This is a genomic window from Verrucomicrobiia bacterium (genome assembly GCA_035765895.1).
In the GTDB taxonomy this organism is placed as follows: Bacteria; Verrucomicrobiota; Verrucomicrobiia; order Limisphaerales; family DSYF01; genus DSYF01.
Window position 1 is genome coordinate 1 of sequence record DASTWL010000075.1, and the last position, 15,213, is coordinate 15,213.

Consider the following 15,213-nt stretch of genomic DNA (forward strand, 5'->3'; position numbering starts at 1 on the left):
GCTTCAACTTGCCCGCGCCGGGGTGACGCCCTACGATGCGCGGCACAACGCATGACTGCATTCGACGCACCCGCCCGGCGCGGCCCTTGAGCCATGGACAACTCCTTGCCCCGCGTCGCCATCGTCATTCTGTCGTGGAACGGTAAACATTTCCTCGCGGAATTCCTGCCTTCGGTCGTGACGTCCACCTATCCGAATCTGGAAATCTGGGTGGCGGACAACCATTCCACAGATGATTCCGCCGCTTATCTGCGCCAGCACTGGCCACAGGTCAAACTGCTGGTGCTCGGGCGCAATGAAGGTTTCGCCGCCGGCTACAACGCGGCGCTCCAGCAGATCCGCGCCAATTACTATGTGTTGTTGAATCAGGACGTGGAAATCACGCCCGGCTGGATCGAGCCGATCATTGACCGGATGCAGCGCGATCCGCACATCGCCGCAGCGCAGCCCAAGTTGAAGGCGCAAAAGCGCAGGGACGAATTCGAGTATGCCGGCGGGGCGGGCGGGTTCATGGATCGCTGGGGCTATCCGTTTTGCCGCGGCCGCATTTTTGACGCGACGGAAAAGGACGCGGGTCAATATGACGACACGCGCGAAGTCTTCTGGGCCACGGGCGCGGCGCTGTTTGTGCGCGGAGAATTATTCCACCGCTTTGGCGGCTTCGACGGCGACCTGTTCGCGCACATGGAGGAAATTGACCTGTGCTGGCGGATGAAAAACGCGGGCTACAAAATTTTCTGCGTCTGCGAATCCGTGGCCTTCCATGTCGGCGGCGGGAGCCTGCCGATGGGCAATCCCCGCAAAACGTTTCTCAACTTCCGCAACAACCTGGTGATGATTTTGAAAAATCTACCCGGCGCAGAATTGTGGTGGCGCTTTCCGGCGCGGCTGGTGCTGGACCAGTTGGCGGCGCTGCGGGCGTTGACGCGGGGCAACGCGGCCGACTTTCGCGCGATCTGGCGGGCGCAGTGGCACGTGCTGACGCGGCTGGGCTCCTGGTGGCGGCACCGCCGGGCGGCCCAGCGAGCGGTGAGCGCGAACCGCATCGGGCCGCGCAATCACAAAGGCATGTTCCACGGCAGCATCGTGCGGCAATTCTTCCAGCGCGGCGTCCGGCGGTTCAGCGATTTGCCGGCGCAGCGCATCGAGCACTGAACGCGTTTTTTTGCGTTTTGCAATTCCGCCGCGCCGGGAACTAACATGCGGCGTGCTCTCCCAGCTTTGGATAAAGGTCGCCCGGGCCTCGGCGGATCCTGCGCGGGTTACGGAAGGTTTGAATCAGCTGGCTGCTGCCGGACCCGAGGCCGCGGATTTTTTGGCGCACGCCTCGGCAACTCAGGCGGAACTTCTGGCCGCGGCGCTTGCGGGCTCCATGCATCTGGCCCAGACCTTTCTTGCGCATCCCGAGTGGCTGGGCTTCCTGATTGATGCCGGGCATCTGCAATATCCGCGCAAGGAGCAGGGGTTGCGCCGCGAACTGTCCGACCGCCTGCAGCCGTTGCTGGCGAGCCGCGATTATGCCGGGGCGTTCTCAACCTTGCGCGAGTTCAAATTGCGTGAGCATTGTCGCATCGCCGTGCGCGATCTGGCGCGACTGGGCAATCTGCCCGAAACGATCGGCGAACTGTCCAGCCTGGCGGATGTGTGCCTGAGCGGTGCGTTGCAGGTCTGCGCGTTGCAGTTCCAGGAACGGCACGGGCAGCCGTTTCATCAAGACGTGGACGGCCGCTGGCAGGCGACTCCGTTTTGTGTTCTCGGCATGGGCAAACTCGGCGGGCAGGAGCTGAATTACAGTTCCGATGTGGACTTGTTGTTCGTTTACGGCGACGAAGGCCAGGTGTTCAAGGAGCCGCCGACGAAGGGCAAATCGCCATCGCCGGTTATGGCGAGCCATGCCTACTTCAACCGGCTGGCGGCTGCGTTCATCGGCGAAGTCACGCGGCTGGGGCCCGAAGGATTTCTCTTTCGCGTGGACATGCGTTTGCGGCCGGAGGGCGACGCGGGACCGCTGTGCCGTTCCCTCGGCAGCTACGAGAATTACTACAGCCAGTGGGGCCAGACGTGGGAGCGCATGATGTTGATCAAGGCCCGCTGCGTGGCGGGCGACGCCAGCCTGGCGGGCGAATTCCTCGAAATGATCCAGCCGTTTCGCTACCCGCGCTTTGTGGGCGAAGGCACCTTGCGCGAAATCGCTGCGATGAAGCAGCGCATCGAAAACGAAGTGGTCCGCGCCGGTGAACTTGACCGCAACGTGAAGCTCGGTCGCGGCGGGATTCGGGAAATCGAATTTGTGGTGCAGGCGCAGCAGGTCCTGCACGCCGGGCGGAATCCGTTCCTGCAAGGCGCGCAAACGCTGCCGTTGCTGCAAAAGCTCGCGCAATATGACCTGCTGCCGGAAGCGACGACGCAGCAATTGGCCGGGGCTTATTGCTTCCTGCGGGACGTGGAACATCGTTTGCAAATGGAGGGCAACCTGCAAACGCACACGATTCCCACCGGTCGCTTGGCGCAGGAGCGTCTCGCGCGTTTGATGGGATTTGGAGATGCGAAGTCATCACTGACCAAACCCGTTCGGAGGCGCAGCCGGGACGCGGTGGTGGCTCCGGACGATCCGTCTCCGAGCGGCGCCCTGACGGCGTTCAATACGGCATTGCAGCAACACATGCGCGTCGTGCGCGCCGCTTACGAAGCGTTGTTGCAGACCGACGGCGGAGCGGGGGAGTTTCCATTTCCGCTGCATTTCGTCGGAGTCGAAACAGAATGGCGGGCGCTGTTGGAAGCGCGGCGTTTCCGCGAGCCGGCCAAGGCGTTCAAATTGTTGCGCGAATTCGTGGAAGGGCCCGGGCACGTTCACATTTCGAGCCGCACCACGGAATGCGCGCGCCAGATGCTCGCACGCTTGCTGGCCATGTGTCCCGCCGCGAACGAGGAGGCTGCTCCCGCGCGCGTTTTATCGGATCCGGACCGCGTGGTGGCGCGGATGGACAGCTTCATCGCAGCCTACGGCGCGCGGGCCACGTTGTTCGAGACGTGGCACAGCAATCCGGCCTTTTTCGATTTGCTGGTCTGGTTGTTTGACCGCTCGGAGTTTCTGGCCGAACTCGCGATTCGCACGCCGGATCTGGTGGATGAGCTGGTCGCGGGCGACCGCTTGCGCCAGCGCAAAGTGGCCGCGGACATTCTCGCCGATTTGCGGCACGGCCTGAACGATGCCGATCAACACCAGTGGCTGCGGCGCTATCACGAGGCGGAGTTCATGCGCATTGGTTGCCGCGAAATCCTCGGGCTCGCCGACCTTGCGCAGCACACGGTGGAACTGACCGCGCTGGCGGATGCGTGTTTGCAGTATGCCTTGGAAGTGGTCGCCCGCCGGCGCCGATTGAAGCGCGCGCCGTTTGCCATCATCGGTTTGGGGAAATTGGGCGGGGGTGAAATCACCTACGGCTCCGATCTCGACATCGTGTTCGTGGCGCCGGATGACACGAAGGAGCTGCCCAAACTACAGCGGCTCGCCGTGGATCTGATGGATTTGCTGTCGGCCCGCTCGGAGCTGGGCTGCGTGTTTGCCACGGACGCGCGCTTGCGGCCGGATGGGGAGAAGGGGCTGCTGGTAAACACGCTGCGCGCCCATGCGGATTACTACCGGCAGCGCGCGCAGTTGTGGGAATTGCAGGCCATTTCCCGCGCACGCTTCGTTGCCGGCGACGCCAAAACGGGCACGCGGTATTTGGCGTGCGTGGCCACGCTCACGGATTTTCGTCCGGCCCGGAATGGTGATCCAAAACTGCCCGCCTGCTTCACGCCGGATTGGAAAGGGGAGATGCACCGCATGCGCCTGCGGATTGAGAAGGAGCGCACGCCGGCGGGGCAGGATGAGCTGGCGATCAAGACGGGTCGGGGCGGTCTGATGGATGTGGAATTCATGGCGCAATGCTTTTGCCTCGCGCACGGCTGGCAGGAGCCGAACACCTTGCGTGCACTGGAGCGGGCGCAGGCGGCCGGCCTGCTGCCCGAGGCCGAAACGTTTTTGGAGAGCTACCGGGAATTGCGGCGGGTCGAGGGCATTCTGCGGCGGTGGAGTTACGAGGGGGAAACGGGGCTTCCAGATGCTCCCGCACCGTTTCATCGCGTGTCGGTGCGTTGTGGATTCGCCTCGCCTGAAGAATTCCTGAAAGCGCTGAAAGGCTGGCGCAAACTGATTCGCGAGGTCTATTGTCAGGTTTTCAAACCGGGATGATGGGGGGAGCCGCCGAGGCGGGGAACTGAAGAGCTTTTCCAGTCTCCTCAAATCCGTCCGCGTTGCCGGTGGCGAATGTTGAGACCGTTCGCTGGCTTGCCGAGCAATGGACCGGCGGCAACGCGTTCGGTGCGGGCATCTTTTTTACGAACGTTTCGTTCGAACTACATCCGGCCGCGCTGGCGGTTGGCTTCGTAAAGAAAGACCGACGTTGCGCTCGTGACATTCAACGAATCCACGGCGGCCGGCATGCGAATGGCCACCACCTCATCACACACCGCCAGCACTTCCGGACTGATGCCGGTGCCTTCGCTGCCCATGACGAGACAGCAGTCGTTCGTCATGTTTGCCTGCGTCAACGTGCGGCCGTCCGTGTGTGGATGCGCCGCAATCATGCGGACGCCCGCGTTCCGCAAGCCGCGCAGCGTCAGGACCAGGCTGGCCGTTTCGATGATTGGGAGCTGGAAGATGTTGCCCATCGAGGAACGCACGGCGCGCCGCAACCAGGGCGAGGCACAGGTTTCGCCGACGATGATGCCATGGACGTGGAAGGCCGCGCAGTTGCGCACCAGCGCGCCGACATTCTCCGCGTTCGTCAGCCCGTCCACGGCGACAAGCAGCAACGGTCTCGGGGCGGCGGCCAGAACCGTTGGCAAATCGGGCTGGGGCGGAATCCGGCCAATGGCGAGCACGCCTTGATACAAGGCAAAGCCGATGAGCTGTTCGAGGACGTGTTTCCCGGCGACGAACAAATCCAAATGTTCGGCACGGGCGTCGAGGAGCGGTGTAAATTCCGCGACCCGTTCGGGCGGCAGCAGAACGGAGACGACGCCACAACGTTGATCGGCCAGCAGCCGCTTGACCACCTTGTCGCCCTCGGCCACGAAGATGCCGTGCTGCCGGTGCTCGGCCGAACGACGCATGGAACGGTAGGGCGCCAGGGCCGGATCGTCGAACGACGCAATCTGGCGGATTTGAAACATGCCCGGGTCAGAGCGTGAGCGTGGCGGTGGCCTGGCTTTGGGAAGTCACCTCCGTGTGAACGTGGCTGGCGCCAAGCTCCGCCAGGCGTCGGGTCACGGTGTGCAAGGCCAGTTCGGGCCGGTTGCAATCCTGACTGAGGTGGCCGAGGAAAAGATGTTTCAGGTCGGCCGAGATGATTTCCTGCACGGCGCCGGCCGCCGCGTCGTTGGAGAGATGGCCGTGCCGGCCGGCAATGCGCTGTTTGATGCTCCACGGTCGCCGGGTGTCTTCCTGCAACAGCTTCACGTCATAGTTGGCCTCCAACACCAGCGCGTGGGCGGGTTTCACCCGGTTCAACACGAGGGTTGTGGCATGTCCAAGGTCGGTCAGAAAACCGATGTTGGCCGTGGCGGTGCGGATGAGGAAGCCCACGGGATCCTGCGCATCATGGGGGATGCTGAAGGATTCCACCGCAACATCGCCGATCTCAAAGGACGCCCCGGTCTCGAACAGCCGGCTTTCCAGCCGCACGCCCAGTTGAAACTCGATGGCGTCGCGCGTAAGCCGGTTGCAATAGACCGGGATGCGGAGTTTGTCGCCGAAACCGGTCAACCCCTGGATGTGGTCGCTGTGCTCGTGCGTAATCAGGATGGCGGTCAGGCTTTCGGGAGAACGGCCGATGGTCGCCAGCCGCTGGCGGATTTGACGGGCGCTGAAGCCGGCGTCAATCAGCAGCCGTGCCTCATCGGTTTCCAGATAAGCGCAATTGCCTTTGGAACCGCTGCCCAGGATGGTGAACCGACACGCCATGCGGCGACGTTAGGAAGCCGCGGGGAAGGGGGCAACGGTATTTTCTGAAGGTGGTGTGTTGCCTTGCAGGTGACGTGCTTGAAGGGGATTACCGCAACGAAGCGAAAGTCATGCCAGCTTTTGCTTGTGCGTTCGGAGCGGCTTCTTAGAATCGGCGCATGTCGCAAGGACTGACATTACAAGCTCGGCTGACGCAGTCGTTGGTGCTCGCCCCGCAATTGCAGCAGTCCTTGGCGCTGCTTCAGGCGCCCACGCTTGAGTTGAAGGCATTGGTCGAGCAGGAACTCCAGCAAAACCCCGTTCTCGAAGAAGTGGCCAGCGCCGAACCCGAACTGGCGGATCGGCGGGATGCCGACGGCGAAAGCATCAGTGAGGCAGCCGACCCGGCCGAACCACCGGCTGATTTGACGTTCGACCCGGCCACGGAAAAACCGGCGCCGGAACCGGCGGACGATTTCCAGGCCGAATTCGAGCATCTCTCCCAACTGGATCAGGAGTGGCGCGATCACTACTCGCAGTCCAACGCGCCGCTGCGCCCGTCCGCCGAGGACGAGGAGCGGCGGCAGTTCATGTTTGATTCGCTCGTGGCCAGCACCTCGTTGCAGGAAAAACTGCTGGAGCAGGTGCGCGACTCCGATTTGAAGCCGGAACTCTGGCCTGTGGCCGAACTCATCATCGGCAACATTGATGATTACGGCTATCTGAAGGCGACCGTGGATGAAATGGCCTCCTCCACGGGCATTGCGCCCGAGGCAATCATGGAGGCCTTGAAGGCCGTGCAATCATTCGACCCCGCGGGCATTGGCGCGCGCGACCTGCGCGAGTGCCTCATGCTGCAACTCGAACGCCTCGGGGAACAGAACTCGCTCGAATACCAGATCATTCGCGATCACATGGATGCCTTGGGCCGGCGGCGCATCCCGGAAATTTCCCGCGCCACAGGCCAGGACGTTGACGAAGTGCAGGACGCGATTGCGCGCATCGCCCGGCTCGAGCCGCGGCCCGGGCGCGCGTTCCTGCCGGACAACGACCTTTTTGTGGTGCCCGAAGTCTTTGTCACGCGCTCGGGTGATGACTATGTCATTTCCACCAACAACGACCACATCCCGCACCTGCGCATCAGCAACACCTACAAGGACCTGATGTCCGGCGGGGACAAGAATCCCGAGGTCCGCAATTACATCCGCGAAAAAATTCGGGCCGGCAAATTTTTGATCAAGAGCCTGCACCAACGCCAGCAGACCATCACCAACATCGCCCGGGAAATTGTGAACCGGCAGCGCGAATTCATGGACAAGGGCGTGGCCTTTCTGAAGCCGATGACCATGGTGCAAATCGCGGAGGTGGTGGGGGTGCATGAAACGACTGTGAGCCGCGCAGTTTCCGGCAAATACATGGAGACCCCGCAGGGCGTCTTCGAAATGAAATACTTCTTTACCGCCGGCATTTCGACCTCGACCGGTGAAGGGGCGATGTCCAACACGAGCGTGAAAGACATGATTGCAGACATCTTCAAGAACGAAGATTCCAGCAAGCCGCTGTCAGATCAGGAAGTGGTCAAAATGCTCGGCGAGAAGGGCATCGTCATCGCCCGCCGCACGGTGGCCAAATACCGGACGGAGCTGAACATTTTGCCGTCGAACCTTAGAAAGGTTTACTGACTGGCGTTTTCAACGGCGGCTCAAATTTCCCCCTGCGCGTGCAGGTCCGGCATCACAGTCCTTCGTTGGGCGGATTTGTTTAGAAACCTGAAAGCCTTCTGTTCCCCTCCGGATATCTTCATTGATCAGGTCGTTCTTAGTCGATGCTCATTCCCTGAACGGACTTGATTGGACGAGACTTCAATAAATAAACGAAACCGTCCTTTGCGAGGATTTGTGGCCCTTGGCCGAACCAGCCCCGCAAAGGACGGTGACATCTGCGAAACAGCTGAACTGGCCTAGTGCGCCACCAATTTTGTGCGAACGAATGCGAGGGCGGTCAAGCCCAGCCCAAGCAGCGCCACGGAAGTGCCACCATCGGGCACGTCGGTCGTGGGGATGGACTGGAAATTACTGGCTTCGGCAGTGAGGTTTGCATTCAGCAGCCAGAATGACCCTCTGGTGGTTGAAACCGTGTAGTTCAAAATGCCGTCGGCGTTGAGATCCGCCAGCAGCGATCCGGTTATATCACTCCCCAAATTGATCAAACCGGTGAAGCTGCCGCCAGAGAACAACGAGTCGCTCTCGATGCTGATGTTGTAAGTTTCGCTGCCCAAGAGATCGCCCAAGGTGAACGTGACAACGGCGTGGTCAATTTGCTGCAACGTTGGATTGAACCCGTAGCCGGTCAGGTTGAATTGGCCATCATAGGAAGGGTTATAGAACGGATTCAGTCCCCCCAGATAATCGGCATCCAACCGGACGTTCGCCGGGTTATTATCGACGTAAAGAATCGCGGACGCGAACTGTGAACTGGCCAACAAAGCGCCCCCAACTGCTGCGGTGAGAATAAGTCTGTTCATATGTGGCGAACTTTTTGTGAACTCCCCAATCTGATTATCTCTGCCAAGCTCCTTACTATCCAAGCCGGCAAAAGCCTTTGGCAAATACTAGCAGTGTCAGTGCCAATGTTCGGCCTGGCTTTTGCGGTGTATCTATAACATGTTGGATTTCAATATATTGAAATCATAATTCCCATTTAACGTGGAGGGGCTTGAATCCGACGTGTCGCGCTGTTTTGTAAGAAGTTCCGACGCTTTTAAAGAGGGGTAGCGGTGGACGTGAAGACCGGCCCGTTAACTTGGAGGGAGTATGGAATCGCAGCCATCGTCGCTGCGTGAAGGGCAGTCAAAACTTGGATTGGGTCTGGTGAGCCGCGTTCGCCGGGGTCAAATTGCAGCGGGCAATTTCCTTGCGAGAACATTCCGCCGTTTCCGGTGGGAGAAACGCCTTGAGCCCATGTTCAGCGTCCGCGGATGGCCAAGTTGGTCGGAAGCGCGCGCAGGCCGGTTTAACGGTTCTTCCGGGTCAGGGCTTTCTTGGTGGCGGTGTGCAGGTCGTCGATTTCCGCGCGCAGCTCAGCCTTGTCCTCCGGTGTCATGCGGTCGATGAACAGCACGCCATTCAGGTGATCCACTTCGTGCTGGATGGCGCGTCCGAGCAGCCCGCCGGCCCGGAACGCCAGCGGCTCGCCCTTGGCGTTGAGCGCCTTGACGTCCACTTGTTCGGAGCGCGTGATGTCCGCGTAAATTTCCGGAAAGCTGAGGCAACCCTCGGGTCCAGCCACAGGTGCGCCCACCGGAATGATCTTCGGGTTGATCAACACCAGCGGCATGAAGGTGTCCACATCGGCGGGTGCGCCGTTGACTTCCAAGGTTGAGGGCCGGTCGGTGATGCCGCGCACGTCAATGACGGTCAGTTGCAGCGCCACGCCCACCTGTTGCGCCGCCAGGCCGATGCCCTTGGCATCATACATGGTTTCGAACATGTCGCCAACGAGCCGCGTGACTTCCGGCGTGATTTCTTTGACCCGCGAACCGCGTTCCCGCAGGACGGGATGGCCGTATTTGACTACCTCAAGAATCATTCGAACGTTGTTCCTTGCCGGGCTTCGACGGCTACTTGCCGCCTTCCGGCCAGTGGTGCATGAAACTCACCAGGTCGGCGATGCTCGGACTTTTGGCAGTGCGCACGTAATGTCCGCTGGTGGTGACGCCGCAAAGGAGGCTGGCTTCGTTGTCGAAGCCCAGCAGCCGTCCGAGGCAGAAGCCGGAATTGAAGTGGTCGCCCGCGCCGGTGGTGATCTTCGGTTTTGCCACAAACGGTCCATCCACAATGGCCGTTTTGCCTTTGCTCGCCGTCAGCGCGAAGGCGACGGGGTGGACGACCAGGGTGTTGGTCGGAACCCGTTCGTTGATGGCCAGCGCGAGCTGGCACAGGCCTTCGCGGGAGCTGTCGCCGGTGTTGAGCCCCAAGACGCGGCCAATCTCGCCCGCCTCCTTTTCGTTCAGCCCCAGGATCACGTCAAACCATTCTTCGAACTTCACAATCAGATCGAGCGCGCGGCGGATGTCCTCCGTGGTTCGCTTCTCCGGGTCGGCGAGGTCGAAGAAGATTTTGCGACGCGGGCCGGACAACGTGGGGCAAATCTCCTTTTGCACCGTTTCCCAGATCGCGCTCATGTTGGTGATCATCGTCCAGTTCACGAAACCGACGAGCGAGGCGCTGGTGAACTTGGCCGTGAAGCGGTCGGCGCCGAACCGCTCGACAATGTTCGGCCAGTGGATTTCGCCGAGACTTTCAATTTTCCCCATCATGATTTTGCCGTCGTCAAATTCGAGCGCGTCAGTGAACGCAGGCTGCGCGATGGAATGGACCTCGGCGGTCTGGGTGAAGTCGTGAAAGATGGGGTGGATGTTGGGATGGCCAAGGTTGCCGAGGTAGGTCACCTGCAAGCCGAAGGCCGCGAGTGCGTTGGCCATGATGGGGCCGTTGCCGCCGAGCTTGGTCAGGTTGGTGACCAGTTCGACGTTCGTGCTGCGCCCAGCCGCGGCGGCCAGCCGTTCCGCAAACTTGGCAATCGTCGGGAGGCGCGTGAATTTCTCGGCGCTTTCGCGCTTGTCCACCACGTGCAGAATTTGATCAACAAATCCATCCAGCCCCACAAAGGCGGTGAGCGTGGAGGTCTGCTGGGCGGCGGCGTCCAATTGCCGGGCGGTTTGCTGGCGTAGTTCCGTATGGTTCATGATTTGAAAGTGTTCCGCAATGCAACGCAACCGGCTCGTGGCCGGTTCACTCGGGCTTGACGCCCAGAATCTGGAGGATTCGGTCGAGCTCGTCATCGCTAAAAAAGGCGATTTCGACACGCCCTTTGCCCCTCGCGTAACGCAGATTCACCTTGGTGCCCACCCGCTCGCGGATGCGGTTTTCGAGGCTAGCGACATGTGTGTCCTTGCCGATGGCATGACTGCGGGCGTGCCGGGCGGCACCGGCGGGATGACTTTGCAACTGGACCAGCAATTCCTCGGTTTGCCGGACGTTCAGATTTTCCTTGATGACACGTTCCGCGGCGAGTTTTTGCAATTCTTCACCGGCCAGTCCGAGAATCACTTTGGCGTGGCCGACGGAGAGCCGTCCATCCCGCACGTAGGCCTGCAGGTCTGTCGGTAGCTTCAACAAGCGGAGGGCGTTGGCCACCACGGCGCGGCTCTTTCCGACCTTGGTGGCGACCTGTTCCTGCGTCAGTTGAAACTGGCTCATCAACTGCGAGTAACCCTGCGCCTCCTCGATGGGATTCAGGTTTTCGCGCTGCAAATTTTCGATGAGCGCCAGCTCCAGCACGGCCGCGTCATCCGCCTTGCGCAGGATGACGGGCACTTCGGTCAGACCGACCAGTTGAGCGGCGCGCCAGCGTCGTTCGCCGGCGATGAGTTCCAAGTGATCCGCCAGTTCGCGGACAATCAACGGCTGCACGATGCCTTGCTCGCGGATGGAATCGGCCAGTTCCTTGAGCGCCTCGGCGGAGAAGTCCTTGCGCGGTTGAAATGGGCAGGGGCGAATGCGCGTCAGCGGCACGCGCAACACCTGCTCGCCCGCGGCGGGCGCGGGGGCTACCAGCGACGCTGGCGCATGGGCCGTGGCGTCGGGCGGGCTGGAAGCAGTGGATGCGGTGGGCGTGGTCGTCGCGGGCTTGGCAGCGGCCGGATTACCGCTCAGCAAAGCCCCCAAACCACGACCCAATGCAGGTTTTGACATGCGCCCAGAGTGCGAACTGGCAGCCGGATTGTCAAACGTGCGCCGCTGCGCGGACGGGCTTGAGCTTCGACAAATTGGCGGCGGCAATTATGCTGGGCCGCGTGACACACAAGAGCGGCAAAGTGGCGGAAATGGTGGCGCAGTTCGCCGGTCAACGGCTGGACGCGCGCTATCTGGGTTACTTCGACTGTTTCAACCAGCAGCAGTATTACGAGGCGCACGATGTGCTGGAGGATTTATGGCTGTTGGACCGCCATGGCCCGAACGGGGATTTTTTCAAGGGGCTCATCCAGCTCGCGGGCGCCTTTGTGCATTTGCAAAAGGAACGGCTGCGCCCGGCCGATGCGTTGTTTCAACTCGCCGAGCGCAATCTCTCCAAATACCCGGCCCGGCATGAAGCCCTCTCCGTCACTGAGCTGCTCGGACTGATCCAGGCTTGGCGCGCGGCGCTGGTGCAGGGCAGATTTCAAGCGAATCCGTTGCGGACCCGGCCGCAGCCGCAGCTGACTTTGCCCGTTTGAAACGGCCGCAAATTTCCGTGAAACCTTTGGCCTGTAATCGACGTCATTAGAGGACGTATGCTCACGCCAATTGCTGCCGATCAATGGGACTTCAGCCGGGCGGCGCACCTGCTCAACCGGGCGGGCTTCGGCGGAACGCCTGCGGAAATCGAGCAACTGGTCAATCTCGGGCCGGAACGGGCGGTGGCTTCGCTCGTTGATTACGAAAAAATTCCCGACCCGACCAAGGATCCGGATTGGGCCCGGCCGGATCCGACCCGCGCCGAGCGGATTGCCGCGCTACGTAAAATGACGCCTGAAGAGCGGCGCATGGCCCAGAAGGAGGAGCAGCGCAAGGAGCGGGAGCGCCTGCTTGAATTGCGCGGCTGGTGGCTGAACCGCATGGTGCATGGGCCGCGGCCGTTGCAGGAAAAAATGACCCTGTTCTGGCACGGTCATTTCGCCACCAGCGTCGAAAAGGTGCGCGATGCGTATTACATGTGGCGTCAGAACGAACTGTTCCGGCGGCTGGCCACCGGCAACTGGCAGCAACTGTTGACCGAAGTCGCCCGTGATCCCGCCATGTTGGTCTGGCTCGATCAGGCCCAGAGCCGCAAGGACCATCCGAACGAGAATTTCGCGCGCGAGGTGATGGAGTTGTTTTCCCTCGGCGAAGGTCACTACACCGAGAAGGACATTACGGAAGGTGCCCGCGCGCTGACAGGCTGGTCGTTGGATCGCACATCGCAGCGTTTCGTGGACCGGCCCCGCGTCCATGACGAGGGCATCAAAACCTTCCTGGGTCAGACGGGCAACTTTGATGGCGGTGATGTCATCCGCATCATTGTCGAACAACCACAGGCGGCAAAGTTCATCACCGCCAAACTGTGGGACTATTTTGCCGGCGCGCCACTGGCGCCCGAACTGAACGACGCCCTGGCGGCGGAGTTCCGCCGCGCGGGCAACAACTTCAAGCCCATTTTGCGCACCCTGTTCCGCAGCGATGAGTTTTACGCACCCGAGGTGGTGCGGGCGCAGGTCAAGAGCCCGGTGCAATGGCTGGTCATGGGCATCCGACAGTTGGAGCGCAATCTGCCGCCGGCCGCCGTGTGCAGCGCCCTGACCCGCTCCTTGGGACAGGAACTGTTCCAGCCGCCCAACGTGAAGGGTTGGGATGGTGGCCTGGCGTGGATCAACACCAACAACCTGCTCACGCGCTACAACGAATCGGCCACGCTGGTGTTCGGCGACGCCAAGCCGCTGATGAACGCGGCGCAGGCCAAGAAACAACCCAAGTTGCGCGAACGCTTCCTCGCCCGGTTGCGGCTGGGCGGAGTGGACCCGGAAAAGCTGTTCACGATTGAAGAGCGGCACATCAAGGACAAGTTCATCGCCGCGGTCGAAAAGCGTTTTTTGCAGGCGGAACTGCGGCCGGCACAAAAGCAGGCACTGCGCGATTTTCTCGATGAACGCGGGCCGCTGGATACCGAGGATATTTTGGGCGCCATCCGGCTGGTCATGTGCACGCCCGACTACCAACTGACGTAAACTTATGAGCAATCAACTTTCCCTCAAAACCCGGCGCGAATTTCTCCGCACCACCGTGCTGGGCAGCGCGTTGTCCTGGACGTTGCCGACGTTTCTCGCAAACACCTTTTCGGCATTGCATGCTGAAGCCGCCGACAAGGCGACGCAGATTGTGACCGGCCGCGACGCGCAAATCCTCGTCGTGCTCCAAATGGCGGGTGGCAATGACGGGCTGAACACGGTCGTGCCCTACGCGAACGATTTTTATCACAAGGCCCGCCCGCGCATTGGACTCAAGCCGGACGACGTCCTCAAGTTGAGCGACAGTATTGGCCTGCACCCGGCGCTAACAGGGTTCAAGGCGTTGTTTGATGCCGGCCAACTTGGTGTCGTGCAGGGCGTGGGTTATCCGAATCCCAATCGATCCCATTTCCGATCCACTGACATCTGGATGACGGCCAGCGATTCCAACAAATATGAGAAGCACGGCTGGCTGGGACGTTACTTCGACGCCAATTGTGCCGGATGCGATCCGACCGTGGGCGTCGCGGTGGGCCGCCAGATGCCGCTGGCGTTTGCCGGGGAAAAGGCCAAGGGCATCGCGGTGGACAATCCCGCGAACTACCGCTTCATGAGCGACACCCCGGCCATGGCCGGCGAGAAGGATACGACGGAGGAGTCTTATCGGAAGCTGAACATGATTGAAACCGCCGGTGCGGATGACAATTCGGGCGGCACCATCGGCGCCATTTCGGGCGCGGCGCGGTCCACGGGATCGCCGCTGGATTTTATCGAACGCACTGCGCTCGACGCGCAGGTCAGTTCGGATGAAGTGCGCGCCATTGCCAGCAAGGTGGAGAATCACGTCAGCTACCCGGCCTCCCAGCTCGGCAACTCGCTGAAGCTCGTCGCCAAGTTGATTGGCGGCGGCCTGCCGACGCGGGTGTTTTACGTCTCCCAGGGCGGCTACGACACGCACACCAATCAAACCGGCACGCAGGAGCGGCTGTTCAAGGATCTGGGGGATTCGGTCAAGGCGTTCACCGACGATTTGAAAGCGCAGGGCAACATGGAACGCGTGCTGGTCATGACATTCAGTGAATTTGGCCGGCGCGTGGCGGAGAATGCCAACCAAGGCACCGACCACGGCGCGGCGTCGTCCATGTTCATCGTCGGTCACAAGGTGAAGGCGGGATTGCTCGGCGAGTATCCCAGCCTCGACCCAAGCGACCTCTTCCAAGGCGACCTCAAATTCAAGGTCGATTTTCGCAGCGTTTACGCCGGGGTTCTGGAAGAGTGGCTCAAGACGCGGAGCGAACCGGTGCTTGGCCGGAAGTTTCAACCGCTGCCCATCGTTTAAGCGTTCGACTGCTTCACTTGCGCCCGTTCCCGCCTCCTCACTAGGATGGCGCCGTGAGCGACCTTTTCACCCGGCTGCAAT

At 61.2% G+C, this 15,213-nt stretch carries 12 protein-coding genes; 6 read left to right on the forward strand and 6 right to left on the reverse strand.

Translation table 11 applies throughout. From position 1 onward, the window contains the following. Positions 1-93: 93 nt before the first annotated feature. Positions 94-1,155 (forward strand): glycosyltransferase family 2 protein, encoded by a 1,062-nt coding sequence (locus tag VFV96_14760; GenBank protein HEU5071663.1) that lies wholly within the window; start codon positions 94-96, stop codon positions 1,153-1,155. Between the two features lie 52 nt (positions 1,156-1,207). Continuing rightward, entirely contained in the window at positions 1,208-4,237 is a 3,030-nt protein-coding gene (gene glnE, locus VFV96_14765; GenBank protein ID HEU5071664.1) for a bifunctional [glutamate--ammonia ligase]-adenylyl-L-tyrosine phosphorylase/[glutamate--ammonia-ligase] adenylyltransferase, read from the forward strand. 164 nt (positions 4,238-4,401) lie between these two features. Here glnE and VFV96_14770 read toward each other — a convergent pair whose 3' ends face one another. Both VFV96_14770 and VFV96_14775 read right to left on the reverse strand, forming a co-directional pair. Next, on the reverse strand, positions 4,402-5,220 hold the full coding sequence (locus VFV96_14770; GenBank protein HEU5071665.1) for an RNA methyltransferase: 819 nt from the start codon (positions 5,218-5,220) through the stop codon (positions 4,402-4,404). A 7-nt stretch (positions 5,221-5,227) separates the two neighbouring features. Next, entirely contained in the window at positions 5,228-6,010 is a 783-nt protein-coding gene (locus VFV96_14775; protein HEU5071666.1) for an MBL fold metallo-hydrolase, read from the reverse strand. Positions 6,011-6,168: 158 nt separating this feature from the next. Here VFV96_14775 and rpoN point away from each other — a divergent pair, with 158 nt between their 5' ends. Next, positions 6,169-7,671 carry an RNA polymerase factor sigma-54 gene (gene rpoN, locus VFV96_14780; GenBank protein ID HEU5071667.1) on the forward strand — a complete coding sequence of 501 codons (1,503 nt, stop codon included), beginning with the start codon at positions 6,169-6,171 and terminating at the stop codon, positions 7,669-7,671. A 278-nt stretch (positions 7,672-7,949) separates the two neighbouring features. On the opposite strand, the gene VFV96_14785 is transcribed toward rpoN, so the two are convergent. The 4 genes from VFV96_14785 to VFV96_14800 all read right to left on the reverse strand — a co-directional run bounded on the left by VFV96_14785 (position 7,950) and on the right by VFV96_14800 (position 11,745). Further along, on the reverse strand, positions 7,950-8,513 hold the full coding sequence (locus VFV96_14785; protein ID HEU5071668.1) for a VPDSG-CTERM sorting domain-containing protein: 564 nt from the start codon (positions 8,511-8,513) through the stop codon (positions 7,950-7,952). A gap of 488 nt (positions 8,514-9,001) precedes the next feature. Further along, positions 9,002-9,577: a peptide deformylase gene (def, locus tag VFV96_14790; protein HEU5071669.1), complete on the reverse strand. Its 576-nt coding sequence runs from the start codon at positions 9,575-9,577 to the stop codon at positions 9,002-9,004. A 31-nt stretch (positions 9,578-9,608) separates the two neighbouring features. Next, positions 9,609-10,736 (reverse strand): hypothetical protein, encoded by a 1,128-nt coding sequence (locus tag VFV96_14795; protein ID HEU5071670.1) that lies wholly within the window; start codon positions 10,734-10,736, stop codon positions 9,609-9,611. A 46-nt stretch (positions 10,737-10,782) separates the two neighbouring features. Then, positions 10,783-11,745 carry a ParB/RepB/Spo0J family partition protein gene (locus VFV96_14800; GenBank protein ID HEU5071671.1) on the reverse strand — a complete coding sequence of 321 codons (963 nt, stop codon included), beginning with the start codon at positions 11,743-11,745 and terminating at the stop codon, positions 10,783-10,785. 101 nt (positions 11,746-11,846) lie between these two features. On the opposite strand from VFV96_14800, the gene VFV96_14805 reads away from it, so the two are divergent. From VFV96_14805 to VFV96_14815, 3 genes are read left to right on the forward strand one after another with little or no spacing between them, the layout of a single operon-like run. Then, entirely contained in the window at positions 11,847-12,266 is a 420-nt protein-coding gene (locus VFV96_14805) for a DUF309 domain-containing protein (GenBank protein ID HEU5071672.1), read from the forward strand. 57 nt (positions 12,267-12,323) lie between these two features. Further along, positions 12,324-13,793, forward strand: coding sequence for a DUF1800 domain-containing protein (locus VFV96_14810; protein HEU5071673.1), 1,470 nt, complete (start codon positions 12,324-12,326; stop codon positions 13,791-13,793). A 4-nt stretch (positions 13,794-13,797) separates the two neighbouring features. After that, positions 13,798-15,132 carry a DUF1501 domain-containing protein gene (locus VFV96_14815; GenBank protein HEU5071674.1) on the forward strand — a complete coding sequence of 445 codons (1,335 nt, stop codon included), beginning with the start codon at positions 13,798-13,800 and terminating at the stop codon, positions 15,130-15,132. Positions 15,133-15,213 lie beyond the last annotated feature (81 nt).

What these genes read in the sequence shown, in the direction of transcription:
- VFV96_14760 (HEU5071663.1), top strand. Translation starts at nt 94, where the DNA reads ATGGACAACTCCTTGCCCCGCGTCGCCATCGTCATTCTGTCGTGGAAC.
- VFV96_14770 (HEU5071665.1), bottom strand. Translation starts at nt 5,220, where the DNA reads ATGTTTCAAATCCGCCAGATTGCGTCGTTCGACGATCCGGCCCTGGCG.
- VFV96_14775 (HEU5071666.1), bottom strand. Translation starts at nt 6,010, where the DNA reads ATGGCGTGTCGGTTCACCATCCTGGGCAGCGGTTCCAAAGGCAATTGC.
- rpoN (HEU5071667.1), top strand. Translation starts at nt 6,169, where the DNA reads ATGTCGCAAGGACTGACATTACAAGCTCGGCTGACGCAGTCGTTGGTG.
- VFV96_14785 (HEU5071668.1), bottom strand. Translation starts at nt 8,513, where the DNA reads ATGAACAGACTTATTCTCACCGCAGCAGTTGGGGGCGCTTTGTTGGCC.
- def (HEU5071669.1), bottom strand. Translation starts at nt 9,577, where the DNA reads ATGATTCTTGAGGTAGTCAAATACGGCCATCCCGTCCTGCGGGAACGC.
- VFV96_14795 (HEU5071670.1), bottom strand. Translation starts at nt 10,736, where the DNA reads ATGAACCATACGGAACTACGCCAGCAAACCGCCCGGCAATTGGACGCC.
- VFV96_14800 (HEU5071671.1), bottom strand. Translation starts at nt 11,745, where the DNA reads ATGTCAAAACCTGCATTGGGTCGTGGTTTGGGGGCTTTGCTGAGCGGT.
- VFV96_14810 (HEU5071673.1), top strand. Translation starts at nt 12,324, where the DNA reads ATGCTCACGCCAATTGCTGCCGATCAATGGGACTTCAGCCGGGCGGCG.
- VFV96_14815 (HEU5071674.1), top strand. Translation starts at nt 13,798, where the DNA reads ATGAGCAATCAACTTTCCCTCAAAACCCGGCGCGAATTTCTCCGCACC.